Annotated in this window: 22 protein-coding genes; 12 read left to right on the top strand and 10 right to left on the bottom strand. The window is 53.6% G+C overall.

The window, feature by feature from the left end; translation table 11 throughout:
• Positions 1–40: 40 nt before the first annotated feature.
• Together D3P09_RS24935 and D3P09_RS24930 are read left to right on the top strand one after the other, a co-directional pair.
• On the top strand, positions 41–1,282 hold the full coding sequence (locus tag D3P09_RS24935) for an MFS transporter (RefSeq protein WP_120114149.1): 1,242 nt from the start codon (positions 41–43) through the stop codon (positions 1,280–1,282).
• A gap of 167 nt (positions 1,283–1,449) precedes the next feature.
• Complete coding sequence (locus tag D3P09_RS24930; RefSeq protein WP_243644472.1) at positions 1,450–2,487, top strand: Gfo/Idh/MocA family protein; 1,038 nt, start codon at positions 1,450–1,452, stop codon at positions 2,485–2,487.
• Positions 2,488–2,574: 87 nt separating this feature from the next.
• On the opposite strand, the gene hxlB is transcribed toward D3P09_RS24930, so the two are convergent.
• The 3 genes from hxlB to D3P09_RS24915 form a co-directional block, all read right to left on the bottom strand.
• Positions 2,575–3,132, bottom strand: coding sequence for a 6-phospho-3-hexuloisomerase (hxlB, locus tag D3P09_RS24925; RefSeq protein ID WP_120114147.1), 558 nt, complete (start codon positions 3,130–3,132; stop codon positions 2,575–2,577).
• Between the two features lie 11 nt (positions 3,133–3,143).
• Positions 3,144–3,773 carry a 3-hexulose-6-phosphate synthase gene (hxlA, locus tag D3P09_RS24920; RefSeq protein WP_120114146.1) on the bottom strand — a complete coding sequence of 210 codons (630 nt, stop codon included), beginning with the start codon at positions 3,771–3,773 and terminating at the stop codon, positions 3,144–3,146.
• Between the two features lie 273 nt (positions 3,774–4,046).
• The gene (locus D3P09_RS24915; RefSeq protein WP_120114145.1) at positions 4,047–4,382 is read right to left on the bottom strand and encodes a winged helix-turn-helix transcriptional regulator; all 336 of its coding nucleotides are present in this window, start codon (positions 4,380–4,382) and stop codon (positions 4,047–4,049) included.
• A gap of 159 nt (positions 4,383–4,541) precedes the next feature.
• On the opposite strand from D3P09_RS24915, the gene D3P09_RS24910 reads away from it, so the two are divergent.
• Positions 4,542–5,261, top strand: coding sequence for a 3-ketoacyl-ACP reductase (locus D3P09_RS24910; protein WP_120114144.1), 720 nt, complete (start codon positions 4,542–4,544; stop codon positions 5,259–5,261).
• An 87-nt stretch (positions 5,262–5,348) separates the two neighbouring features.
• Here the strand turns inward: D3P09_RS24910 and D3P09_RS24905 are convergent, their stop codons facing one another.
• Complete coding sequence (locus D3P09_RS24905; RefSeq protein ID WP_120114143.1) at positions 5,349–6,887, bottom strand: tetratricopeptide repeat protein; 1,539 nt, start codon at positions 6,885–6,887, stop codon at positions 5,349–5,351.
• Positions 6,888–7,094: 207 nt separating this feature from the next.
• Here D3P09_RS24905 and D3P09_RS24900 point away from each other — a divergent pair, with 207 nt between their 5' ends.
• The 8 genes from D3P09_RS24900 (at position 7,095) to D3P09_RS24865 (ending at position 11,527) form a co-directional block, all read left to right on the top strand.
• Positions 7,095–7,907, top strand: coding sequence for a MerR family transcriptional regulator (locus D3P09_RS24900; protein WP_120114142.1), 813 nt, complete (start codon positions 7,095–7,097; stop codon positions 7,905–7,907).
• Between the two features lie 108 nt (positions 7,908–8,015).
• Positions 8,016–8,261: a spore gernimation protein GerQ gene (locus D3P09_RS24895; RefSeq protein ID WP_120114141.1), complete on the top strand. Its 246-nt coding sequence runs from the start codon at positions 8,016–8,018 to the stop codon at positions 8,259–8,261.
• Between the two features lie 12 nt (positions 8,262–8,273).
• Complete coding sequence (locus D3P09_RS24890) at positions 8,274–8,660, top strand: spore coat protein (RefSeq protein WP_120114140.1); 387 nt, start codon at positions 8,274–8,276, stop codon at positions 8,658–8,660.
• The gene (locus D3P09_RS24885; RefSeq protein WP_120114139.1) at positions 8,657–9,793 is read left to right on the top strand and encodes a zinc-dependent alcohol dehydrogenase; all 1,137 of its coding nucleotides are present in this window, start codon (positions 8,657–8,659) and stop codon (positions 9,791–9,793) included. The genes D3P09_RS24890 and D3P09_RS24885 overlap by 4 nt, the downstream gene beginning before the upstream one ends.
• Positions 9,794–9,827: 34 nt before the next feature.
• On the top strand, positions 9,828–10,046 hold the full coding sequence (locus D3P09_RS24880; RefSeq protein ID WP_120114138.1) for a hypothetical protein: 219 nt from the start codon (positions 9,828–9,830) through the stop codon (positions 10,044–10,046).
• Positions 10,043–10,342, top strand: coding sequence for a spore coat protein (locus tag D3P09_RS24875; RefSeq protein ID WP_120114137.1), 300 nt, complete (start codon positions 10,043–10,045; stop codon positions 10,340–10,342). Before D3P09_RS24880 ends, D3P09_RS24875 begins: the two co-directional genes overlap by 4 nt.
• 181 nt (positions 10,343–10,523) lie before the next feature.
• The gene (locus tag D3P09_RS24870; protein WP_120114136.1) at positions 10,524–11,054 is read left to right on the top strand and encodes a MauE/DoxX family redox-associated membrane protein; all 531 of its coding nucleotides are present in this window, start codon (positions 10,524–10,526) and stop codon (positions 11,052–11,054) included.
• Between the two features lie 107 nt (positions 11,055–11,161).
• On the top strand, positions 11,162–11,527 hold the full coding sequence (locus D3P09_RS24865; RefSeq protein WP_133305055.1) for a hypothetical protein: 366 nt from the start codon (positions 11,162–11,164) through the stop codon (positions 11,525–11,527).
• A gap of 190 nt (positions 11,528–11,717) precedes the next feature.
• On the opposite strand, the gene D3P09_RS24860 is transcribed toward D3P09_RS24865, so the two are convergent.
• The 4 genes from D3P09_RS24860 to D3P09_RS24845 all read right to left on the bottom strand — a co-directional run bounded on the left by D3P09_RS24860 (position 11,718) and on the right by D3P09_RS24845 (position 16,012).
• Complete coding sequence (locus tag D3P09_RS24860) at positions 11,718–12,062, bottom strand: SRPBCC domain-containing protein (RefSeq protein ID WP_424452627.1); 345 nt, start codon at positions 12,060–12,062, stop codon at positions 11,718–11,720.
• A 75-nt stretch (positions 12,063–12,137) separates the two neighbouring features.
• Complete coding sequence (locus D3P09_RS24855; protein WP_120114134.1) at positions 12,138–13,814, bottom strand: S41 family peptidase; 1,677 nt, start codon at positions 13,812–13,814, stop codon at positions 12,138–12,140.
• A gap of 159 nt (positions 13,815–13,973) precedes the next feature.
• Complete coding sequence (locus D3P09_RS24850; RefSeq protein WP_120114133.1) at positions 13,974–15,338, bottom strand: sensor histidine kinase; 1,365 nt, start codon at positions 15,336–15,338, stop codon at positions 13,974–13,976.
• Positions 15,335–16,012, bottom strand: coding sequence for a response regulator transcription factor (locus tag D3P09_RS24845; protein ID WP_120114132.1), 678 nt, complete (start codon positions 16,010–16,012; stop codon positions 15,335–15,337). Before D3P09_RS24845 ends, D3P09_RS24850 begins: the two co-directional genes overlap by 4 nt.
• A 221-nt stretch (positions 16,013–16,233) precedes the next feature.
• On the opposite strand from D3P09_RS24845, the gene D3P09_RS24840 reads away from it, so the two are divergent.
• The gene (locus D3P09_RS24840; RefSeq protein ID WP_243644482.1) at positions 16,234–17,547 is read left to right on the top strand and encodes a catalase; all 1,314 of its coding nucleotides are present in this window, start codon (positions 16,234–16,236) and stop codon (positions 17,545–17,547) included.
• Between the two features lie 141 nt (positions 17,548–17,688).
• On the opposite strand, the gene D3P09_RS24835 is transcribed toward D3P09_RS24840, so the two are convergent.
• Together D3P09_RS24835 and D3P09_RS24830 are read right to left on the bottom strand one after the other, a co-directional pair.
• Positions 17,689–18,747: a hypothetical protein gene (locus tag D3P09_RS24835; protein WP_120114130.1), complete on the bottom strand. Its 1,059-nt coding sequence runs from the start codon at positions 18,745–18,747 to the stop codon at positions 17,689–17,691.
• On the bottom strand, positions 18,744–20,525 hold the full coding sequence (locus D3P09_RS24830; protein ID WP_243644470.1) for an HSP90 family protein: 1,782 nt from the start codon (positions 20,523–20,525) through the stop codon (positions 18,744–18,746). Before D3P09_RS24830 ends, D3P09_RS24835 begins: the two co-directional genes overlap by 4 nt.
• Between the last annotated feature and the right edge of the window lie 33 nt (positions 20,526–20,558).

The raw sequence follows: 20,558 nt of genomic DNA, 5'->3' as shown, positions 1-20,558 counted from the left end.
GTTACGATCATCTCCATGATGATGTCAGGGGGTTTTTCTTATGTTAAAAAGCAATCGTTCCTTTGCCAAAATGTTCACCGCCTACGGTCTCGCAGCATTCGGCGACTACTTCGACTTTATGGCCGTCGCCATTCTGCTCGGCTTCATCTGGAAGGGGGATGCCATGACCATTGCGCTCGTGCCGCTGTCTTTTGCCGTGCCGGGCATTCTGTTCAGCCAGCTGGCCGGCATTCTCGCGGACCGATGGAACAAGCGGAATCTGATGATCGCAACCGATCTGATTCGCGCCGCAATCACTATCCTGCTGATCTTCGCGCCGAATGCATGGGTGCTGCTTGGACTCATCACGCTGCGCTCCTCCGCCCGCGTCTTCCATTATCCCGCCCAGCAAGCGATGACGCGGAATGTGGTGCCAGCCGACCAATTGCTGCAAGCCGCCTCGCTCAACGGCGCGGTGTTCCAGCTGTCGAAGGCGCTTGGCCCGCTGCTGGGCGCATCTGTCGCCGCAGCCCTCTCTCCTGCGGCTTGCATGGCCGTCAATGCCGTCTGCTATATCGTGTCGGCGCTGCTGCTCCTCGGCATTCCCGCAAGAGAAGGGCTTGCCGCTGCCGCTGGATCCGCCTCCCAAGCTGCCCTGCCCATGGGTGCCGCCTGGCGGGATGGCTGGCGAATTCTGCTGGGAAGCAGAGCGCTGAGGGTCAGCCTCGTCTTCTGCCTCATTGGGCTGGCGGGCATACAGATGATTGACGCCCAAATTACCGTGCTGCTTCGGGATGTCGCGCCTGATCAGCCGCAGCTCGTCGGCTGGTTGGTTACAGCTATCGGCTTGGGCGGCCTCGCCAGCGTTGCCTGGCTGCGCCGGTTCCGGCAGCTCTCCGCCTATGGATGGCTGCTGGGCGGCGGGGTCATGCTAATCGGAATTATGTTCGCCGCTGCGGGCATGTTCGAGCCGAGCTTCCCGTTATGGCTGCTGCTGGGCGCAACCTTCGTCGGCGGGGTCGGAACGGGATTCACATCGACCGGCATGAACTATATTCTACAGAAGGAGACGCCGCCTGAAGCGATTGGAAGGGTCAGCGGCATCTTCGATTCCGTAAGCAGCGCCATCTTCGTTGTGGCCCCGCTGTCTGGCGGGGTGCTCATCGGGCTGTGGGGCGCATCCTCCACCTTCCTCTTCGTAGGCTTAGCAGTCGGCGGAATCGGACTCATCGGGCTGGTCTTGCAGCGCTGGCTATGGAAACCGGCTCGGTCCGCCGAGTCTGCAGCATCCATGCCGGCTTGAATGCCTGCCGATGGCCAAAAGACAAAATGGAATAAGAAAAGGACAAGATGGTTCAAGAGAGGATCGCGCATAGGTAGGTGCTTTCGTGATACGATAGGGATGCATCCCAATCTTTATCTTTGTTGCCTATGACAACAACGGATATATCCACTTAAGGAGAGATCATCATGACATTGAAAGTTGGCGCTATTGGCACCGGCGGCATATTCAAAGCCGTGCATCTACCAGGCTGGCTTACTCATAAAGAGGTCGAGATCGTGGCTTTCTGCGACCCGTTCCGCGCTTCTGCCGAAGCCTTGGCTCTTGAATACCCGGGTACAAAAGTATACGAGGATTACAAGGAGCTGCTGGCAGATCCGTCCATCGATATTGTAGACATCAGCACGCCGAATCTGCTGCATTCGGAGATTGCGATCGCGGCCCTGCAGCAAGGCAAGCATGTCTTCTGCGAGAAGCCTGATGCGATCAATCCGATCGAAGCGCAGAAGATGGCCGACGCTGCCCGCGCTTCTGGCAAGCTGCTGATGGTTATGCGCAACAACCGCTTCACAGAGTCCGCAAAGTTCGCCAAGCGCATTATTGAGCAGGGCCAAATGGGCGAGCTTTACATGGGCCGCTGCGGCTGGATTCGCCGCCGGGGCATCCCGGGCCGCGGCGGGTGGTTCACGACTAAGGCGCTGTCAGGAGGAGGCCCGCTGATCGATCTTGGCGTGCATATGATCGATATGGCGATGTGGCTGAGCGGCAATCCGAAGCCGGTGACGGTATCGGGCTCCACTTATCGCAAATTCGCGGACCGTCCGGACGCTTCGGGCAAAATTCCGGAGGGTACCTTCGACGTGGAGGATCTGGCAGCCGGCTTCATCCGATTCGACAATGGCGCATCGCTGCAAATCGAGTTCAGCTGGGCGTCCAACGTCGAGGAAGAGAAGAAGTTCCTCGAATGGCGCGGCACGGAAGGCGGCTTCAGCCTTGTGAACGACAAGCTTAGCCTCTTCACGGAGAATGAGGGTACGCTGATCAACCAGCAGCCGTACTTCAAAGCGGATGAAGTGCCTCAGCATACGGCGAATATCCACCACTTCATCGAATGCGTGCTCGGCCGCGAGAAGCCGATTATTACGCCGGAGCACGGCGTGGATATGATCAAGATTCTAAGCGCGATCTACGAATCCGCAGAACGCGGCAGAGAGATCGTGTTGTAGCAACCACAACCACTTAAGATCTGAACCGGAAAAGCACATCCGATAGCGTACATGACGCTTCGGATGTGCTTTTTGTGGGCGCGGCTGCTATTCCAGATTGGCATGTCTGCCGTACATAGCTGCAGAATCATACCCCTTCTGCTCCATAAGCCGAAGGATGACGGAATCGAAAAATACGAGCAGGGTCTGTTCAAATAAGGAACCCATCGGCTGCCGGGTAGAGAACTCATCATTCCGTTGATCCTTGGGCGAACCCGGCAGCTTGATGACGGTGTCCGCCAACAGCCCGATCGACGATTCCGGGAATATCGTGACAGCCGCGACGGAAGCGTGCAGGCTTCTGGCTTTCTCCCCCATCGACAGGAGGCTTCTCGTCTCCCCGGAGCCAGAGCCGATAATGAACAAGTCATGCTCCGTTACATTCGGTGTAACCGACTCGCCCACCACATATGCTTCAATGCCCAGATGCATAAGCCGCATGGCGAAGGCTTTGATCATCAGGCCCGAGCGGCCTGCTCCTGCCAGAAAGACTTTGCGCGACTGCATAATACGCTCTGCCAGCACCCCCGCATGCTCATCATCCAATTGGCTAACCGTTCGTTGCAGCTCCTCCAGGATAGCAGCCGCATGCCGATTTTCCTTCATGGGCCTCAAGCTCATTGCCGGATCAATCTGCGCATCTCTGCCGCAGCTGCTTGCTTGTCTTCTTGAGCGGTAATGCCGCCTCCGACAATGACAAGATCAGGGCCGGCCTCGATGACTTCAGGCAGCGTGTCCAATTTAATGCCTCCGGCAATCGCTGTCTTGGCCTGCTTCACCACGCGCTTGATGGTTAAAAGATCGTTGAATGAGTTTTGCCCCACTGCCTGAAGATCATAACCTGTGTGCACGCAGATGTAATCAACGCCGAGCGCATCCACTTCTTGGGCACGCTGCTCCAGGTTTTTCACGGCGATCATATCCACCAGAATCTGCTTGCCCTGTCTCCGCGCTTCTTCTACTGCACCTTTGATCGTCATGTCCTCCGAAGCTCCTAATACCGTAACAATATCGGCGCCTGCTTCAGATGCTTTCATCACTTCGTAGCCGGCTGCATCCATCACCTTCAGGTCTGCCAGCACTTGCAGATGCGGAAAAGCTTCTTTGATTTCTTTCACCGCGCGAAGTCCTTCGTTAATGACAACCGGCGTGCCGATTTCCACGATATCTATATAGGCTTCCACTTCCTTCACCACTTGCTTGGCTTGTGGAATGTCGACCAGATCAAGCGCTAACTGCAATTTCATTAGGGTGTCACTCCTTATCGTATAGTGTGGTCTGTCACGGGACCATTGTACGATGTTGCTTCCAAAAGAAAAAGTACGCACTATTCAGTAACGTAGTACCCATTTTGAAACTATGGACCTCAAAAAAAGACAATTCCAAAAGGGGAGCAGCGAGTTGGCTTGTCCCAAAATATCGAACGAAAAAGCCTTCAAAACCACCGTTAAAATGGGTTTGAAGGCTTCTCTCCTACTTGAAATTTTTCCTGAAATAATAAATAACCTTGGGGACATGGTTTATTCATCGTAATCAGCTTCTATCCGTTCTTGATGCCTCTCTCCCCACTCGGCCATGACATGAAGCACGGATTCCATCGTCTTGCCATACTCCGTCAAGGAATACTCTACCTTAGGAGGGACTTGCACGAACACTTCCCGATGGATAATACCGTCCTCCTCCAACTCGCGAAGCTGCTGAGTCAGCATTTTTTGCGTAATGTCCGGCATGCCGCGCTTCAGCTCGCCGAAGCGTTTCACTCCGTCCATTAAGTGGCACAGTATAACCAGCTTCCACTTGCCGCCCATTACCTTCAAGGTCAATTCGACCGATTTTTTAAAGTGCAGATCACCCATCGTTAAGACTCCTTAGTGCTTTGAGATCCTAGCTTGCTTACAAGCAAGCACTTGTATTAGATTCCATTATCATTAATAATAAAGGCCGTAATGACCTTGTTGCAAATGTAGCCTTAGGCCGTGCCATTCCCATACAACCACGAAAAGGAGCTTTTTATTATGACCTTACGCAATCAACATGCCATTATTACAGGTGCCGGAAAAGGCATCGGCAAGTCAACAGCTATTGCTTTAGCCAAAGAAGGCGTTCATCTAGGCTTGCTGGCACGCAGCTATTCGGATCTGGAAGCTCTGCAGCAGGAGCTAACCAGCACTTATGGTGTCAAAGTAAGCATTGCCGCTGCCGATATCTCTAACCGGTCAGAGGCCGAGTTCGCTGTGGCCGGGCTGATTGAGGCGCTGGGCACTGTCGATATTCTGCTCAATAATGCCGGTACGGCTCAATTCGGCACAGTAGCGGACATGGACCCTGACCAGTGGGAGAGCATTATTCAAACTAATCTAATGGGCACATATTATGTGACTCGCGCGGCACTGCCGACCATGATCAATCACAATCGCGGCAGCATAATTAATATTGCTTCTACCGCAGGCGAACGCGGCTTCGCGACAGGCTCTGCTTATTGTGCGTCGAAATTCGCGGTTATCGGCTTCACGGAATCGCTTATGCAAGAGGTTCGCAAGTCGAATATCCGTGTAACCGCCATTAATCCGTCTACTGTCAACACGGAGCTGGCTGTAAAAACAGGGCTTCCGATTGGCAACGAGGATCGCATGATGCAGCCAGAGGACGTAGCCGAGCTGATCTTGGCGGCCTTGAAGCTGCCGCAACGCGTATTTATGAAAACAGCCGGCATCTGGACCACGAACCCTCAATAAAGCCGTAGATTAGAAAAGCTGCATCCATATAGGTACGGATGCAGCTTTTACCGTTACTCCGGTCTACTCAGAGCGAACCAGCCCCCGTCAGAAGTGGCTTAACAGCGCCAGCGCCTCTTCGTTATCAGGCTCTGCCTCAAGCAGCTTTCGTGTATAATCGAGTCCCTCTTCGTCCATCTCCAGCTCGAAGCAGCAGATTGCCAGACAATAATAAACGGTCGGCACAATCGAATCGGTATCCGCTGCAACGGACGTCTCCAGGAACCACTTCGCTTCTTCGTACATATCCATCTCGAACAGGATTAGACCCGCATCAAGCGCCAAGTCGTAGCGTTGCGCCATGACGTAGAACGATGACCACATCAGATCAATGCCAAACTTGATATCTTCCTTCTCCTCATCGTTCGCCTCCGGCAGCAAAGCGGATATACGCTTCGCGCTTTGAATAAAGAACTCTGCGTCGTAGCCACCCAGCCGCCAAAAACCTAATATTTGCTGCATGCCCATGCTGCCGATATGGCGGTCTACACTTTCCTTCAAGCTGAAAAAATCATCCGGTCCGAATCGCGCTACGGAACGCCGGTAGGCCAGTCTTGTATGGGCATAGCTTTTCGGCTGATCCAGATGAATCAGGCAGCCCACGTTGATATTCTTGTAATGATGCGGCGGGAATAACGCCTCCGCTCCCTGCTGCTCATACACATATTGAAAGGCATGAAAGTTGGCCGTGAGCGAGAAGCTGCCGTGCAGGATGATTTCCGGCGGGTCTGCAAACTTCCAGTTATCCAGCAGATGGTCGCCCTTATCCGCCGTAATCAGTACAAATCCCCCCTGAGACAGCTTATTCAGCCGCTCCAGACACAAAAGCCCGCTTGTCGGGAACAGGATATGCGAGTCCTCAAGCTCCTCCTGATATACGGCAATCACATCCCGATAAGGATAAGACTCCTCCTCATACTCCGGCGCCCGCCGATGCTCATATTGCAGGGAGAGCCGCTTTAGCGCCTCAGATGGTTTGTGCCGCTTCGTTACCTCTGGAGCATCTATGATGACATCCGTTTCATAGATTTGTCCGCCGCCTATATACAGCAGCTCCTGCGGAATTCCGTCAAAAAAGTAATTGGCAACAAGCATAAGCGGCTGCTTCAATTGGCCTTGGCGGATGCTCTCGCCTGCAACCATCAGATGCAGCTCGCTGTCTTGAAACGCATCGAATTGCGCAAAGTCCAGAAGCCCCTCTGCGATAAAAGATTGCAGCGCGGGATGCTCTCTCCATGCCAGTACATTGCTCATAGCCAGATCGGTCATGATATAACGGAACGGAGGCAGCTCCAGCTCCGCATACTCTCTCAGCCGGCACAGCTCCTGCACCACATGGAATGCGAAGCGCCCCGCTCCGGCGCCCAGCTCGACAATATAGACAGGCTCCTCGGCCTCCCCTTTGCCCGCCCGGTCCTGCAGAAATCCGAATATCATCTCTGCATAGGCCGCCGCAATCATCGGATTGCTCGTAATATATTGTGGCACCTGGTCGTTCCTCCAGGCGTTCAAGCCCAGTTCTTCATAGTAATCCCGCTGCAATTGCCAAATTGGCGATTCGCTATAACGATATCTTTGTTTTGTCATGTTTTATAGCCTGCTCTCTGCTCATCATTCTAGATTCATCAACCATTCCTATCTGCCATCATACCCTTTTTTGCGCCCAAGCACTAATTTTTATCCAGAAATTATCCATCCTCCCTGCCTTTGGAGAAAATAAACGACTTGACCTTAGGCCAGACCTAAGGTGTAACTTAAAGATAATAAACCGTGCCTGGCTTGGGAGTGATTACCGTGAAAAATGAGCTTACCATAAGCGAATTCGCTAAATTGATGGGGGTCTCCGTGCACCAAATCCGATATTTCGAGGAAAAAGGAGTGCTTCAGCCTGCCTACGTGAGCGACAACCAATACAGAATGTATGGCATAGATCAAATCTATCACTTATCTCATATTCTGCTGCTGCGCAAGCTCGGAGTCTCTGTCTCCGCCATTCAGGAAAGCATGGCATATACGCCTGGCCAGTACCAGCAGCTGCTTCGCCATTCCCTGGAGGGCGTCGAAGCGGAGATCGGGCGGCTGACGGAGCTGCAGCAATTCATCCGGCAGGTGCTCCGTGAAGGACAGAACTTCGATCCGGTCAACAAGCCCTATCAGATCAAGGAGCGCAAAGCCGTCCAGCTTGCCAAATGGCTGGAGCTTGATTGGGCTGCTGCGCTGAATGCCCGGCACTTGGCGGAACATGCCCGGAACGTACCGGATTTGTTCGAATCAGATGTCTACTGGATATCGGACGGCACGAACAGCATTACACTGTATATGGAGTCGAACAAGCGCAGCGACCTGACGCTGCCGGCAGGCACTTATTTCACCAAGCAAGTGCTTGTGGAGAATGATGAAAACCTGGAGCAGCACATCGAACCGTTCTATACGGCAATCTCAGCACACTCGCTCGATGTAGGGGGACCTTTGGTTCTCGTAGAAAAGTCTTATCTATCCCTCTTCGGCAACAAGAAGCTGTGCTACGAGCTGCAGATCCTGATTAAGCCGGATCCTCCTGAACATACCCTAATTAAATCTACACCCCTGCAAAAACCTCAATCTTAAAGCTGTCATGCCGGAAGCCCTACATCCGGCATTCCTTATTTTCTGCATAACGTGAAAGAGTTAGGAGATGCTATCTCTGGAAAAGAAGCCGGAGGTGATTCGTTCGCAATGAATTCTCAACCGTTAGCGCCCCATGAGTCGTTGGAGCTGCATGAATTCCTTAATTTCAAAACGCTGTGCCTGGCCAAATCCAAGCTCATGCAAGGGATTGTATTTGACCAGGAGCTAAAGGATCTGATGCAAAAGGATGTCGAGCAGACTACTCAAGCTATCGCGGATGTGCAGGCGATCTATGCAAGAGCCCCGTTCCAAGCGCCGGTTCCTCAGAATCGGCCGACTCCTATTCTAAATTAAAGGAGAAAGCCCGTGAACAATGACTACTTAGATCCTATTAACTCCTTACACATGCCTGAACTGGCTGATATGACCTTGGCCATGGACTTTCTGATTCGCGCCAAAGAAGGCGTAAGAAATACGGCGGTCGCCTTGACCGAGACGGTAGCCCCGGATGCAAGAGCATTGCTGCGCAACCAATTGAGGCAAGCCATTGCGCTTCATCAGGAGATTACGGAGCTCATGATCCGCAAGAAATGGTTCCACCCGTATGAGCTAAAGGAGCAGTACAAGCTGGACATGCTGTCGGCGAATAACACCGTCAAGATCGGGCAGATGAACTTATTCCCGGAGGATACCCGGCGCAAGGGCATGTTCGACCGCACGCCAGATGAACATATAGGGGGACATTTTGCATGAAGGCCGTAACTTATCAAGGCATTAAAAATATTGAGGTCAAAGAGGTCCCCGATCCCCGAATCGAAAAGCCGGACGATATGATTGTCCGAATGACAACCACGGCGATTTGCGGCTCCGACCTGCACCTGATTCATGGCATGATCCCCAACCTCCAGGAGGATTACGTGATCGGACATGAGCCTATGGGCATTGTAGAGGAGGTAGGGCCTGGCGTCACCAAGCTTAAGAAGGGGGACCGGGTCATCATTCCGTTCAACATCGCATGCGGAGAATGCTTCTATTGCAAAAACCAGCTGGAGAGCCAATGCGATAATTCCAATGACAATGGCGACATGGGCGCCTACTTCGGCTACTCCGGCACTACCGGCGGATACCCGGGCGGACAAGCGGAATATTTGCGCGTGCCGTTTGCCAACTTCACCCATTTCAAAATACCCGAAAGCTGCGAGGAGCCGGATGAGAAGCTATGCCTGATCGCCGATGCCATGACTACGGCCTTCTGGAGCGTAGATAACGCCGGCGTCAAGAATGGCGATACGGTTATTGTGCTCGGCTGCGGGCCGGTCGGGCTTCTAGCCCAAAAGTTCGCTTGGCTGAAGGGAGCCAAACGGGTTATTGCCGTCGACTACGTGGACTATCGTCTCCAGCATGCGAAACGCAACAACCATGTAGAGATTATTAACTTCGAGCAGCATGGGAATACAGGGGCCTATCTGAAGGAAATTACGAAAGGCGGCGCCGATGTCGTCATCGATGCGGTCGGTATGGACGGAAAAATGAGCGACCTCGAATTTCTGGCTAGCGGCTTGAAGCTGCAAGGCGGCACGCTCAGTCCATTGATTATCGCTTCCCAGGCGGTGCGCAAAGGCGGGACCATTCAAATCACAGGTGTGTATGGCGGACGCTACAACGCCTTCCCGCTCGGCGATATTATGCAGCGTAACATTAACATTCGCGCCGGGCAGGCTCCGGTCATTCACTACATGCCCTACATGTACGAGCTGATAACCACAGGCAAAGTCAATCCGGGCGACATCATTACTCACGTCCTTCCGCTTAATGACGCTAAGCAAGGCTATGAGGTATTCGATACGAAAACCGACAATTGCATCAAGGTGATTTTGAAGCCATAAGCCACAACCAGGATGGGAGGATCATGTATTAATTATGAATAAAAGCTATGCATGGCACGAGACGTTGGAGGTTCATGAGCTCGCTGCGTTCAAAACCATTGGCATGACCAAATCCAAAACGATGCAGGCTCTGGTATCGGACCCCGAGCTGATACGCATCATGCAGCATGACGTACAAGTATCCACACAGCAGCTGCAGGAATTGAGAGATCTGCTGTCCAATGCTCAGCAGCAAGGGGAGATCACAACATGAACCCGATACTGGAATATATGATGGGCGTAAATAAGCTGACCGATGAAGTCATTGCCATGGACCTGCATATGAACGCGAAGAGCGGGGTGCGCAACTACGCCATGGCCATTACGGAGTGCGTCACCCCGGAGGTCATAGCTATTCTGGCCAAGCAGCTTGAAGAAGCGATAGATGCCCATGAGATGATCACCGACTACTTGATCCAGCGGGGCTTGTATCATACGCATGAAGTGAACGAGCAATTCCAATTGGATCAGCAGAACATTGAGACCGCCATGAAGATCCCGCCGGTCTGAAACTTGGATTCATCATAGACCGCTTCCTGTAAAGTAAGCGGCTTTGATGAATCTTTTTTAGTTGACAGCCTCCAAATAGTTTACTAGCATGAAATATACAAATATTTCATTTTAGAGATGAAACTAGAATTCCCTTCCTTATCGCTGACGTTCTGTTAGAAGGAAGAAGGAGTGTGACCCTATGCATGTATTAGCCTATTTAACGGATATGCTGCTCGCTGCCATGTTCTTTCTGGCGGCATTCTCTAAGCTGGGATCGTCGTTTGCCGACTTCCGGCTATCTATCGCCGCCTATCGCATACTGCCAAGACAGCTATTAACCTTGGCGGCAGGGGGCGTATTAACGGCTGAATTTGCCTTGTTTTTGCTATACGGCTTCGGCTTCCTGCATATGTGGAAGGATTTGTTCGCCGTCCTGCTCTTCGCGGGATTCACGGTCATGCTGTTTCGGAAGCGGCGATTGCAAGAAAGCGACGATACCAGCTGCTCTTGCTTTGGCAAGATTGAAGTGCTGAATAAATATCCTGTCTTTCGCAACGTTATTCTGATGCTGCTGGCTGGCGGCCGCATCGCTTTGCCCGATCGCTCCCCCGCCGATATGAATGCAGCCGTGATCGCACTCGCCGGAATAACCGTTATCGCTGGCGGAACCATGCTTTGGGAGCTATATTCGAGCCTGAAGCGGAGCAAGGAGATTGCGATAGAGCTATGATCCTATACCCTACTCTATTATGTGTCACTATAGTCGCGATTTCACTGGTCTTGTGGTATTGCAGGAGAAGGATAAGGCAGTCTGAGCTAGCCTTGCTGCACAGGCTGATGGCACGGCATGATATTCCCGTACGCGCTCAGGTCACGGTCCTGCGTATCGACTACGCCCATCCCTCCTTCAAAACTATGGAAGAGTGGCTGTCCGCCCGTGCGCCTGAGCCCGATCAATCGCTTATTATTCTGTTGACCGCTCCTGAGTGGCTATGCGGTATCAAGAGCAAGAACTGGGGAGCCAAGGCCGCTGTCCTGAGCGCGTCTCAATGCCATCCGGCATGGGATACACTGGTCCGATCCGGCTATACCGTTGCGGAATGGGGCCATAACCGCGTACGCCGCTTCACTGATCAGCAGCTGTACATGAGCCATTCCATGCCCTACCCGCCGCTCGCCAGGCAAGACGCTATCGAATTATAACAGGGCGCTGCAATTAGAACCGGCCCGCCATACAGTGGCGGGCCGGACACATCTAGCTCTTCTGAAGCAGCTCGACAAGCTGCCTGTATTCCGTATATTGCATCTCCCAAACGCTCATGCGTGAATCGAGCGTCTTGTCTTCTAATAAAGCTTCAATGACATCGAGACATACATGCCAGCCTGCAAGATCCTACGGCGTATGATCCGTTAAGGCCTGAATGTCCTCGATCAGCACAAGACTGCAGCCGCCCGCCTCCGGGTACAGCTCGAATCGAACCTGATCCTCGCCCCATGTATATTGGAGCACCGACTGATCCTTCAGCTCCAGAATCGCCATCTCCTCGAACGTGCCGTCCTGCATATCAAACTTAATGACTCCGCCTTCCCGCAAATCATCCACATGCAGCTCGGGGAACCACTTCTTCAGCTGCTCATTGTCCGTAAGCATGGCCCATACCTTCTCTACGGGATGGTTCAGCCGACGCTCGAACCGTGCCCGATATCCTCCTTGGACTTGCCTTAATACGGCTAACATACATGTCCTCCTCTCTGCTCGTCCTGCTCCTTCCACTCTACCATAATCTTGCCCAAATACGCAGCCGGACAAGCATTATTGCCCAAGAGCTTCAATGGCGGCCTTCAGCTCAACATCCTCTCCTTGGATGTACTTCATCGCAAAGGTCTCTTCATTAAGCGGAATTCGAATGTCCGGCACAGCGCCGCCCGCACCGGTATAATCCCCGTCGCCCATAATAATGCCGTCCCCATTCTGCGCCCGTCCGTCTGCCGATTCTACAATATAACCCCCTGGCATTGCCGCCGTAATCGGGCTGGTCATTACACCGAAGGAGCCATTCGTGCCTGTGAAGCCGATAATCGTCACATTCGGCCTCCCCTTCAAGACAAGCGGCAGCCCCTCTCCCGAGCTGGCTGTCCGACCGTTGACCAGGATCGCGATGCTGCCGCCGTAATACGGCTTGGAAGGCCGAATCCTATAATCTTCGCCAGTGTTGAGCTCGAACTTCTTGGTATAGCGATTATAGTAGCTTACATAAGAGTAACGCGTCACTTCACTCACAAAATGTCCAGCCATCCATACAGCCAGAGCGTCCTCCCCGCCCGGGTTATCCCGCAGGTCGATGATTAGCCCTTTCATCTCTTCGTCCATCAATGATTGCAACAACTGCTTGAGGTCGCTGGCGGGATTGGGCGACGATGCGCCCGGCAGGAAGCGGCTGATTCGAATATAGCCGTAGCCATTGTCCAGCATCCGTCCCTCAACCGGCGGCGTCTCGACCGTTAGCTGAGGCCTTGTTCGTTTCAGCGTCTCATATTGGTCATCGTAAGCGGTCAGACTTGCCGTCTGCTCCTCCCCGTCTGCCTCGCTTCTGTATACAACCTCCACGACCTGACCGATTGGCGCCCTTGGCATGAATCGTCCCCGATTTACGTTTTCATTCTGATCCGTATTCGGGGTATCGCTCCAGCTTACCGCCTCATAAGCCTTCCCTGCATCATCCCCGTCCCACTTCAAGATTTCCGTGCCTACTCGAATTCCCGCTTTATCAGCCGGACTTCCCTTCAACACCAGCGTTGCCAGCACTCGCCCATTATCAAGCCGAATCGTGCTTATTCCGAAACCGCCCCCGCCTTCCCTCTTATACACGGGGCTGTCATACACCTTATCGTTCACTATGCGGATATGGCCGTCTCTCATCTCGGCCAGGTACTGCCGCAAGGCTTTGTTGTAGATATCCGGGTCCTTCGTTTGCTCCGCTTGCTCGAAGAGTGGCTCATACCGCTCTCTCAAACCGTCCCAATCGATCCTCTTCCATTCGCCGAACGGATATTCAATCGACAGCCGCTCATTTAATTGGACGAAAGCGTCGGAGTAGCTCATTCGGCTGAAGTCGCTCTCCGGGTTATAGCGCAGTTCCCCGGCCGATTGAACGGCGAGCCCCAAGAAGAGCACCCCAAGCAGGCTCAAAGCTATCCGCACAGCCTTATAGAGCGTTCGCTTCGGAGGAGTTAGGAGAGGATTTCTCCTGAACAGCCGCCTTAACGTGCTCAAAAATAAAATCGCGGTCAGCAAATAAAACGCCAATGCCAGCAAAGAAGTATCTCCCGACACAACGCTGGCCGCGGCAACAACAATGCCCGCGCCCGGCACCCAATCAATCCAGCGGGCGCTTCTTCTGGTGACAGGCACCGCGTACCAGATCAATAGGAACAATTGAAGCACACCCAAAATCATTTCATACACCGTCAGCCATTTAACTGAATCCATCAAGACTTTTCCTCCTAAGCTCTATTGTGCAGCTGCTCAGCTAGAGGATAGAGGGGAATTATGAACGGAGCATGAACTTAAGTGATGAACACAACAAATAACCGCCACCTGTCCGGTGACGGCATGCTGAATGGGCATAAATGGCATGTACCCCGAGCTCTACCCGCGGGAAGGAGGGATGACCGGCAGCCTGACGATGACTGCCGTGCCTTGTCCCGCCTGGCTCCGCACTTCGATCTCTCCATAGTGGTATTCCACTATTTTGTGGACAATCGCAAGTCCTAATCCGTTGCCGCTTCCGCTGCGCGACCGGTCAGCCTTATAGAACCGCTCGAATATGCGGCTAAGCTCCTCCGGTGACATGCCTTGGCCTGTATCGGTCCATGTAATTGTATGAAAAGCCGGCGTTGATGATAGGGATACATCAATGCGTCCGCCCTCCGGCGTAAACTTGATGCTGTTGCCCAGCACATTCAGCCATACTTGCTTGAGCTGATCCTCATCTGCTGTAATAGAGGCGGCAGCGCCCAGGTCCACGTCCAACTGAATGCTCTTGGCTGACCATTGCGGCTCGCAAGCAACGACAACGCTCCTGATTTGCTCATCCAGATGGAAAGTCCGGGCCTCGAACGGATGGCGGCTGGACTCCAGCGAAGCCAGAGCCAGCAGATTGTCGCCTAATCGCGACAGTCTCTCGCTCTCGGCGACAATAATATCGAGATAACGGTCCCTCTTCTCGTCGGCAATCCCCTTGCCATGCCTCAGCGTTCTCGCAAAGCCGGAGATGGACGTCAGCGGTGTCTGAATCTCATGCGAGACGCTTGCGACAAAGTCCCCCCTCATCGTCTCCAGCTCCTTCAGCTCCTTCGCCATCTCATTGAAGCTTTCCGCCAGCGTCCCGATCTCATCTCTTCGTTTCATCCGCAGCGCCACATCGAAGTCGCCCTTGGCCAGACGTCTGGTGGCCGACGTCAGTTTCTGGAGCGGCTTCACCAGATAACCCGCAGCAAACAGAATAAACAAGCTGCCTGCAAGCAAGACAAGGCCAAGAATAACAAGGAATAATCGAATAATGAGCCCTTCATTCCTCGAAGAAGACAATAAGATCAGCGCGTATGGCTCATCTTGGAACTGTATAGGCAAGCCGATGAATGCGCCCTCTGCCTTAATCGCCGCTTGATAGATCTCTCCGCCAAGCACCTTCTGCACAGCTTCAAGCGTAAGCCGGACATCGTATGTATCGTTAATCGATTTATAGGCTTCCTGATGGTCGGTCTCCGACAAGATGCGGACCGGATACGAGGATAAAGCGGACACATCCCTGATGAATCGCTCCAGATCCTTCGCCTCTGCCTGCTCATATACGCTTAGCACATGCTCTCCCGCTGCCCGCATCTCTTCTTGCTGCAAGGCGTTCAGATCCCTCTGGAACAGCAGGAGTCCCGCCAAAGAAGCGCACACGATAGCTGCGAGTATGACAGCCAGAAAGGTCAGGACGACCCGCATATAAAGCGACTTGATCATGGCAGAACCACAACCCGGTAGCCGAGGCCGCGGGCTGTCTCAATGCGGAACCCGTTAGACTCATCCCTGAACCGCTCCCGCAGTCTCTTGATATGCACATCCACCGTCCGGTCATCGCCTTCATAAGCCATTCCCCATATATGGGCAATAAGCTGTTCTCTTGTGAAGATTTGGCCCGGATAGCTGGCCAGCTTGAACAGCAGCTCGAACTCCTTCAGCGGCAAGGTCAGCTTCTCGCTTCCCCGCGTAACCTCGCAGGTCAACCGGTTCAACACAATTCCGCCCAGCTGCACAATATGAGAGTATGCGATTCGGTAACGCCTCAGCAAGGCCTTCACACGCAGCACCAGCTCCAGCGGATCGAAGGGCTTGGTCAAATAGTCGTCAGTACCAAGCTGGAAGCCTTTTACCCTCTGGCCCGTCTCGCCTTTCGCCGTCAGCATAAGGATCGGAATATCCCTTCCCTCGCTGCGAATAGCCTTGCACAGCTCCCAGCCGTCCATCTCCGGCATCATGATATCGAGTATGACCAGGTCGATCTCTGAATCTTGCACCATAGCCAGCGCCTGGACGCCGTTGCCGGCTTCCACCACTCGGAAGCCGGCAGCCAGCATGTGCTCGCTTATCAGCTCGCGTATATGAGCATCATCTTCAGCAATAAGAATAGCGGCCACTCGGAACTCACTCCTTTTATCGATTCCATCGTAATGGCATGGATGCCTGACCTGAACCATATGGTAGTAGGGATACATTCAAAGATATGGGAGGTAGATTGATGGTTGACTCCAACAAAAACTCGCAAAAGCCGTCCGCCCGAACAACGCAGCATGCGGCAGGGGATGAGCAGCGCCAGGCTCATGTCTCCGGTCATTGGGCCGGCGATGCGCCCGCCGAGATGCATTCGCAGACCGTAGGCGACCGCGGCCCGGTACTAGAGCAGGACAACATCCTGCATGAGACGCTGGAGACTTTTGTTCACGAGAAAATCATGGAAAGGCCGGTTCACGTCAAGGGCTACGGCGCCTTCGGCTACTTCGAGACCGTTCATTCCATGACGCCTTATACCAAGCTTGGCTTCCTCCAAAGCCCCGGCCAAAAGGTTCCCGTAACCGTACGCTTCTCCCTGGCCGTCAGCAACCGGGGCACACCGGACACATCCCGCAACGTACGCGGATTTGCCACCAAATTCTATACCGATGAAGGGGTATTCGATCTCGTCTGCAACCATATTCCTGTCTTCCTTGTGCGGGATGCCATTCGCTTCCCGGAATCGATCAAGGCATTCCTGCCCTCGCCGGTAAACAACTTGCTTGACCCGGAACGATTCTGGAGCTTTATCGCCCGGGCGCCGGAAGCGACGCATTTCCTTCTCTACCTCTATTCTGACGCAGGCACGGTCAAGAGTCTTCGCCACATTCCGGGACACAGCGTCAATACTTATGTATGGAGGAACGCGCAAGGCGCACGCGTGTACGTCAAGTATCACTGGATTCCGGCCGAAGGCATTCAGTACATAGACCGTCAGGAGTCAGCCAAATGGATTGCCGAGAACCCCGATTACGCCGGGCAGGACCTATACGACACCTTGGCAGCGGGCAAGACGGTAGAATACGGGCTGTATGTGCAGCTTATGAACCCGCAGGATGAGGCCGTGCTTCCTTTCGATCCGCTGGATGATACGAAGATATGGGATGAAAGGCTCTACCCCATGAGGCCGGTAGGGAGGCTGGTGCTTAACCGCAACCCCCACAACTATATGGAACAAGTAGAGAAGCTCGCCTTCTCGCCTTCCAATCTGCTTGAAGGCGCCGAATTATCGGACGACAAGATGCTGCAGGGACGCGCCAATATTTACTGGGACTCGCAGCGGCGGCGGCTTGGGCCCGGCTTCCGCAAAATCCCGGTCAATCATCAGGAGAATTGGACGCCCGCCAATCTTGTCACCAGCGGCGACGGACGGCTTGTAGAGGGCCGTCTGCAGCGCTCCGACATTCCGAGGCCTGACAACTTCACGCAGGCCGGCCAGTTCTATCAAGCTCTTCCTCCCATGCAGCAGGAGCATCTGGTCGATAATCTGGCCGCTGATCTTGCCGGCATCTCTCAGGAGACGCGAGGCGTCGTGCTGGGCTATCTGTCGCAGGCATCGCCGGAGCTCGGCGACCGCGTCGCCCGGCAAATACAGTCTTCACCTGGAAGCAGCCCCGGCTAGAACCTGCGCAGCATAGCTTCATTACCTCTATTGCAAGCTGAATTGAATAGAACTGCACCCGTAGGGGCGGCGTGACGCCACCCCATTCAGGTGCAGTTCCTTGCTGCTGCGGGTCAGCGCGAAGACACCGCTCTCCCGATATTACGACCGCGACGCGAAAGCCGCGATCAGTCGGCGGGTATGCAGGCTCTTCTCCTCAATGAATCCGGTCATATACGAGTTGCCATTCCTGCGGTCAAACGCCTCTGCGAGCCGCGCAATCTCCCAGTCCAGCCAATCCATCGTCACGCGATCAGCCTCGGCCAGCTTCTTCCGCCGGCTCTTCTTGTGCCACTCTGCCAGGAACATCCGAACGGACAGGAAATAGTGGAACCGATCCCATCCCACCTTGCTGTCCAAGCCATATCGGATCGTATCGTTATAGATCTTCACCGCCTTCGGCAAGTCGGTCACAGTGAAAAATTCCAGGAAGATGCCATGCTCCTCCAGAAACTGCGGTCCCTTGATGAGCCGGCGCGCTTTCTTCGCAATCGCTATGGCTTGATCATATTCCTTGAGCTTCAGCAGAGGCACAATGGTATGGCTGTACGTATTCTGAGGGACGGCATGACAGCTCATCTTCCCCTCCAGAATCGGCTTCAGCGTCCCCATGCCCCTCTTGTAATGATTCATCTTGAACTGGTATACGCCGAACAGATTCTGCTCGCATGCTTTGCAATCTGCCAAGGAATCCCGCGGCGTGGCACGCCATAGCTTATAAAATTCCGTCGCCTCCGCAAGCATTCCTTGCGACAGCAAAAAGTTAACCTTCTGCTGATAGTACGGCCGGAGATTATAGCCGTGCTGAATGCACTTTTGCTTAAAATCCTCGTAAATCCGCTCCACCTGATCCAGACTGAACTCCGGCATCCGCCAGATTTCATTCAGGACCCACTTGTAATACCAGAGCAAGGTATGCACGGAATATTCGCCCGGCGTCTGCTCGAATTTCGCCAAGCACCAGGAGAAAGCGACCAATATTTTCTCCCGCGAGCCCGCATCAAGCGCGGCCGACATGTAGTTAATCCGCGTGTCGTAGGCGTCCTCTTCCGTCATATAGCGATCGGCCATCACAATCATTTCCTCGAAGGTGGCCACCTTCTGCTTCTCATCCGTTATGCTCCAGCTGCCGCGTCTGAGTTCATTGAACCGATTCCTCATAGGCCAGCCTCTGCCTCTCCGCCAAATCCTCTATTCATGAATCGCAGCAGCGCCGCATTCATCATCCGCAGCTCCTCCGCCCCCATAACATGGTTGCCGAGCAGAAGCGCCTGCGTATAGAACAGCTCGATGCTGGCCCTCTGCAGCTCCGGATCACGGGATTCAATCGCCTTGCGGACCATCGGATTGTTGTAGTTATAGCAGAGTCGCGCATACGGCCCTTCATACAGCCCTTCCTTGATCACACGGACGACTTCCGCGAATAGCGGGTTCGCTTCCTGCTCGCTTGCTTCTGCAAGCTTGAAGAAGTTCGCTTCCCGGTCGGTATTGTACAGCACAGGAATGTCCGCGGGCTCGAACCAGCGCACCAGCGTGCGGCATTGGAACGGTTCAAGCAGCTCATCGGATTGATCCAGGAACGGCTGAACGGCCAGCTTCTCCTCATAGCCAAGCTCTTCAAAGCGGTTGGCGAATTCCAAAATGCTTAGAATATCAACCGATACATCATCCTCTACCGCCGTCACGTTCCGTACCAGGTCCAGATCATGCACATAGCCGCCGTTCACAACCATCAGCTCCTGCGCTTTCGCCACGCGCGCAACCTGACGGAATTCATCCAGAGAAACCGCAACAAGAATCATGCGATGATCGCGAAGAATATCCGCCATCCTCATATCCCCGTAGGAAGTCTCGAAGCTTAAATGGCGAATGAACAAGGCATACAGCTCATCGTCCTCCACGGCCATCGCTTTAATAGAGGCATAATGCACGCGAATAATACGCTGGAACAGCTCCGGATCGCGCTCGGACAGCTCCATCAGGTACCGCTTGATACACTCCCCAAGCTCGTCGCGGACAGCAAAGAACAGGTCATTCTCCTGAAAGGCTTCCCGTGATGCCGTGGGCCGGAGGCTGTCTGTATTCAATATGCCGTTGACGAAAAAAGCCCATGCCGGAAGGATGTTGTTCATCTTGTCGGACAGCAGCATGTTTTTCAAATGAACGCGATGCCTCTTCTCATCCTGCAGGCTGACTGCGTACGGAAGAATATGCGCAATGCCGGACACGCCCCCAATGACCGAGGATAGCGGAATAATGTCCATGGGCTTGGAATACGTCTCCCTCTCCACATAAGCAATAGCTTCTTCCTTGTCCATCAGCCACGGAGGGGTAGGCACGTTAATCGTACGCTCATATTTGTCCTCGATCAGCATGATCGGAATCGGCAGGAATTGTCCGTACTTCTCCAGCAGCTCGCTGGTCTGATAATACTCGAAGTAGTCCTCATAGTCCGGCTTGGCCTTGAGGTATACCGTTGTCCCGATTGGAACCTCATGCTGGAGCTTCTTAATGGTGTAGGTGCCGTCCGGCTTGCCGCGCCATTCCAGAGCATCGCCCTCCAAGGCGGAACGGGTAATCATCGCAATCTCTTCGCTGACGACAAAGCAAGAGAGCAGCCCTACGCCGAACTGTCCGATGAAATCATCGGCCGTATCCTGCTGCTCCCGCTTCGTCGAGCTGCCAATGCGGGCTAGAAATTGCTCAATCTCCGATTCCGTCAGGCCGCAGCCGTTATCCGAGAAAGCCAGCGTGTAAGAGGAGAAAACCTCCACCTTCACTGTCTCATCGAAGGCATGCCCGAGCCTTCTTCTGGCCGTCACCGCGTCGACGCCGTTCTGGAGCAGTTCCCTCACGAATACGCCGGGATCGGAGTACAAATGATTGGATAATAGGTCAATTACGCCTTGCAGATTTACTTGAAAGTTCATATTTTTCATGAGTCTACCTCATCATGTCAGATTGGAATATGT

Source organism: Paenibacillus pinisoli (genome assembly GCF_003605435.1).
GTDB classification, from domain to species: Bacteria; Bacillota; Bacilli; order Paenibacillales; family Paenibacillaceae; genus Pristimantibacillus; species Pristimantibacillus pinisoli.
This window is presented reverse-complemented; position numbering and strand designations above follow the sequence as displayed.

Excerpts from the sequence above, each read along its gene's own strand:
- D3P09_RS24935 (WP_120114149.1), top strand. The coding sequence starts at position 41 with ATGTTAAAAAGCAATCGTTCCTTTGCCAAAATGTTCACCGCCTACGGT.
- D3P09_RS24930 (WP_243644472.1), top strand. The coding sequence starts at position 1,450 with ATGACATTGAAAGTTGGCGCTATTGGCACCGGCGGCATATTCAAAGCC.
- hxlB (WP_120114147.1), bottom strand. The coding sequence starts at position 3,132 with ATGAAGGAAAATCGGCATGCGGCTGCTATCCTGGAGGAGCTGCAACGA.
- hxlA (WP_120114146.1), bottom strand. The coding sequence starts at position 3,773 with ATGAAATTGCAGTTAGCGCTTGATCTGGTCGACATTCCACAAGCCAAG.
- D3P09_RS24915 (WP_120114145.1), bottom strand. The coding sequence starts at position 4,382 with ATGGGTGATCTGCACTTTAAAAAATCGGTCGAATTGACCTTGAAGGTA.
- D3P09_RS24910 (WP_120114144.1), top strand. The coding sequence starts at position 4,542 with ATGACCTTACGCAATCAACATGCCATTATTACAGGTGCCGGAAAAGGC.
- D3P09_RS24905 (WP_120114143.1), bottom strand. The coding sequence starts at position 6,887 with ATGACAAAACAAAGATATCGTTATAGCGAATCGCCAATTTGGCAATTG.
- D3P09_RS24895 (WP_120114141.1), top strand. The coding sequence starts at position 8,016 with ATGAATTCTCAACCGTTAGCGCCCCATGAGTCGTTGGAGCTGCATGAA.
- D3P09_RS24885 (WP_120114139.1), top strand. The coding sequence starts at position 8,657 with ATGAAGGCCGTAACTTATCAAGGCATTAAAAATATTGAGGTCAAAGAG.
- D3P09_RS24880 (WP_120114138.1), top strand. The coding sequence starts at position 9,828 with ATGAATAAAAGCTATGCATGGCACGAGACGTTGGAGGTTCATGAGCTC.
- D3P09_RS24875 (WP_120114137.1), top strand. The coding sequence starts at position 10,043 with ATGAACCCGATACTGGAATATATGATGGGCGTAAATAAGCTGACCGAT.
- D3P09_RS24870 (WP_120114136.1), top strand. The coding sequence starts at position 10,524 with ATGCATGTATTAGCCTATTTAACGGATATGCTGCTCGCTGCCATGTTC.
- D3P09_RS24865 (WP_133305055.1), top strand. The coding sequence starts at position 11,162 with ATGGCACGGCATGATATTCCCGTACGCGCTCAGGTCACGGTCCTGCGT.
- D3P09_RS24860 (WP_424452627.1), bottom strand. The coding sequence starts at position 12,062 with ATGTTAGCCGTATTAAGGCAAGTCCAAGGAGGATATCGGGCACGGTTC.
- D3P09_RS24855 (WP_120114134.1), bottom strand. The coding sequence starts at position 13,814 with ATGGATTCAGTTAAATGGCTGACGGTGTATGAAATGATTTTGGGTGTG.
- D3P09_RS24850 (WP_120114133.1), bottom strand. The coding sequence starts at position 15,338 with ATGATCAAGTCGCTTTATATGCGGGTCGTCCTGACCTTTCTGGCTGTC.
- D3P09_RS24840 (WP_243644482.1), top strand. The coding sequence starts at position 16,234 with ATGCATTCGCAGACCGTAGGCGACCGCGGCCCGGTACTAGAGCAGGAC.
- D3P09_RS24835 (WP_120114130.1), bottom strand. The coding sequence starts at position 18,747 with ATGAGGAATCGGTTCAATGAACTCAGACGCGGCAGCTGGAGCATAACG.
- D3P09_RS24830 (WP_243644470.1), bottom strand. The coding sequence starts at position 20,525 with ATGAAAAATATGAACTTTCAAGTAAATCTGCAAGGCGTAATTGACCTA.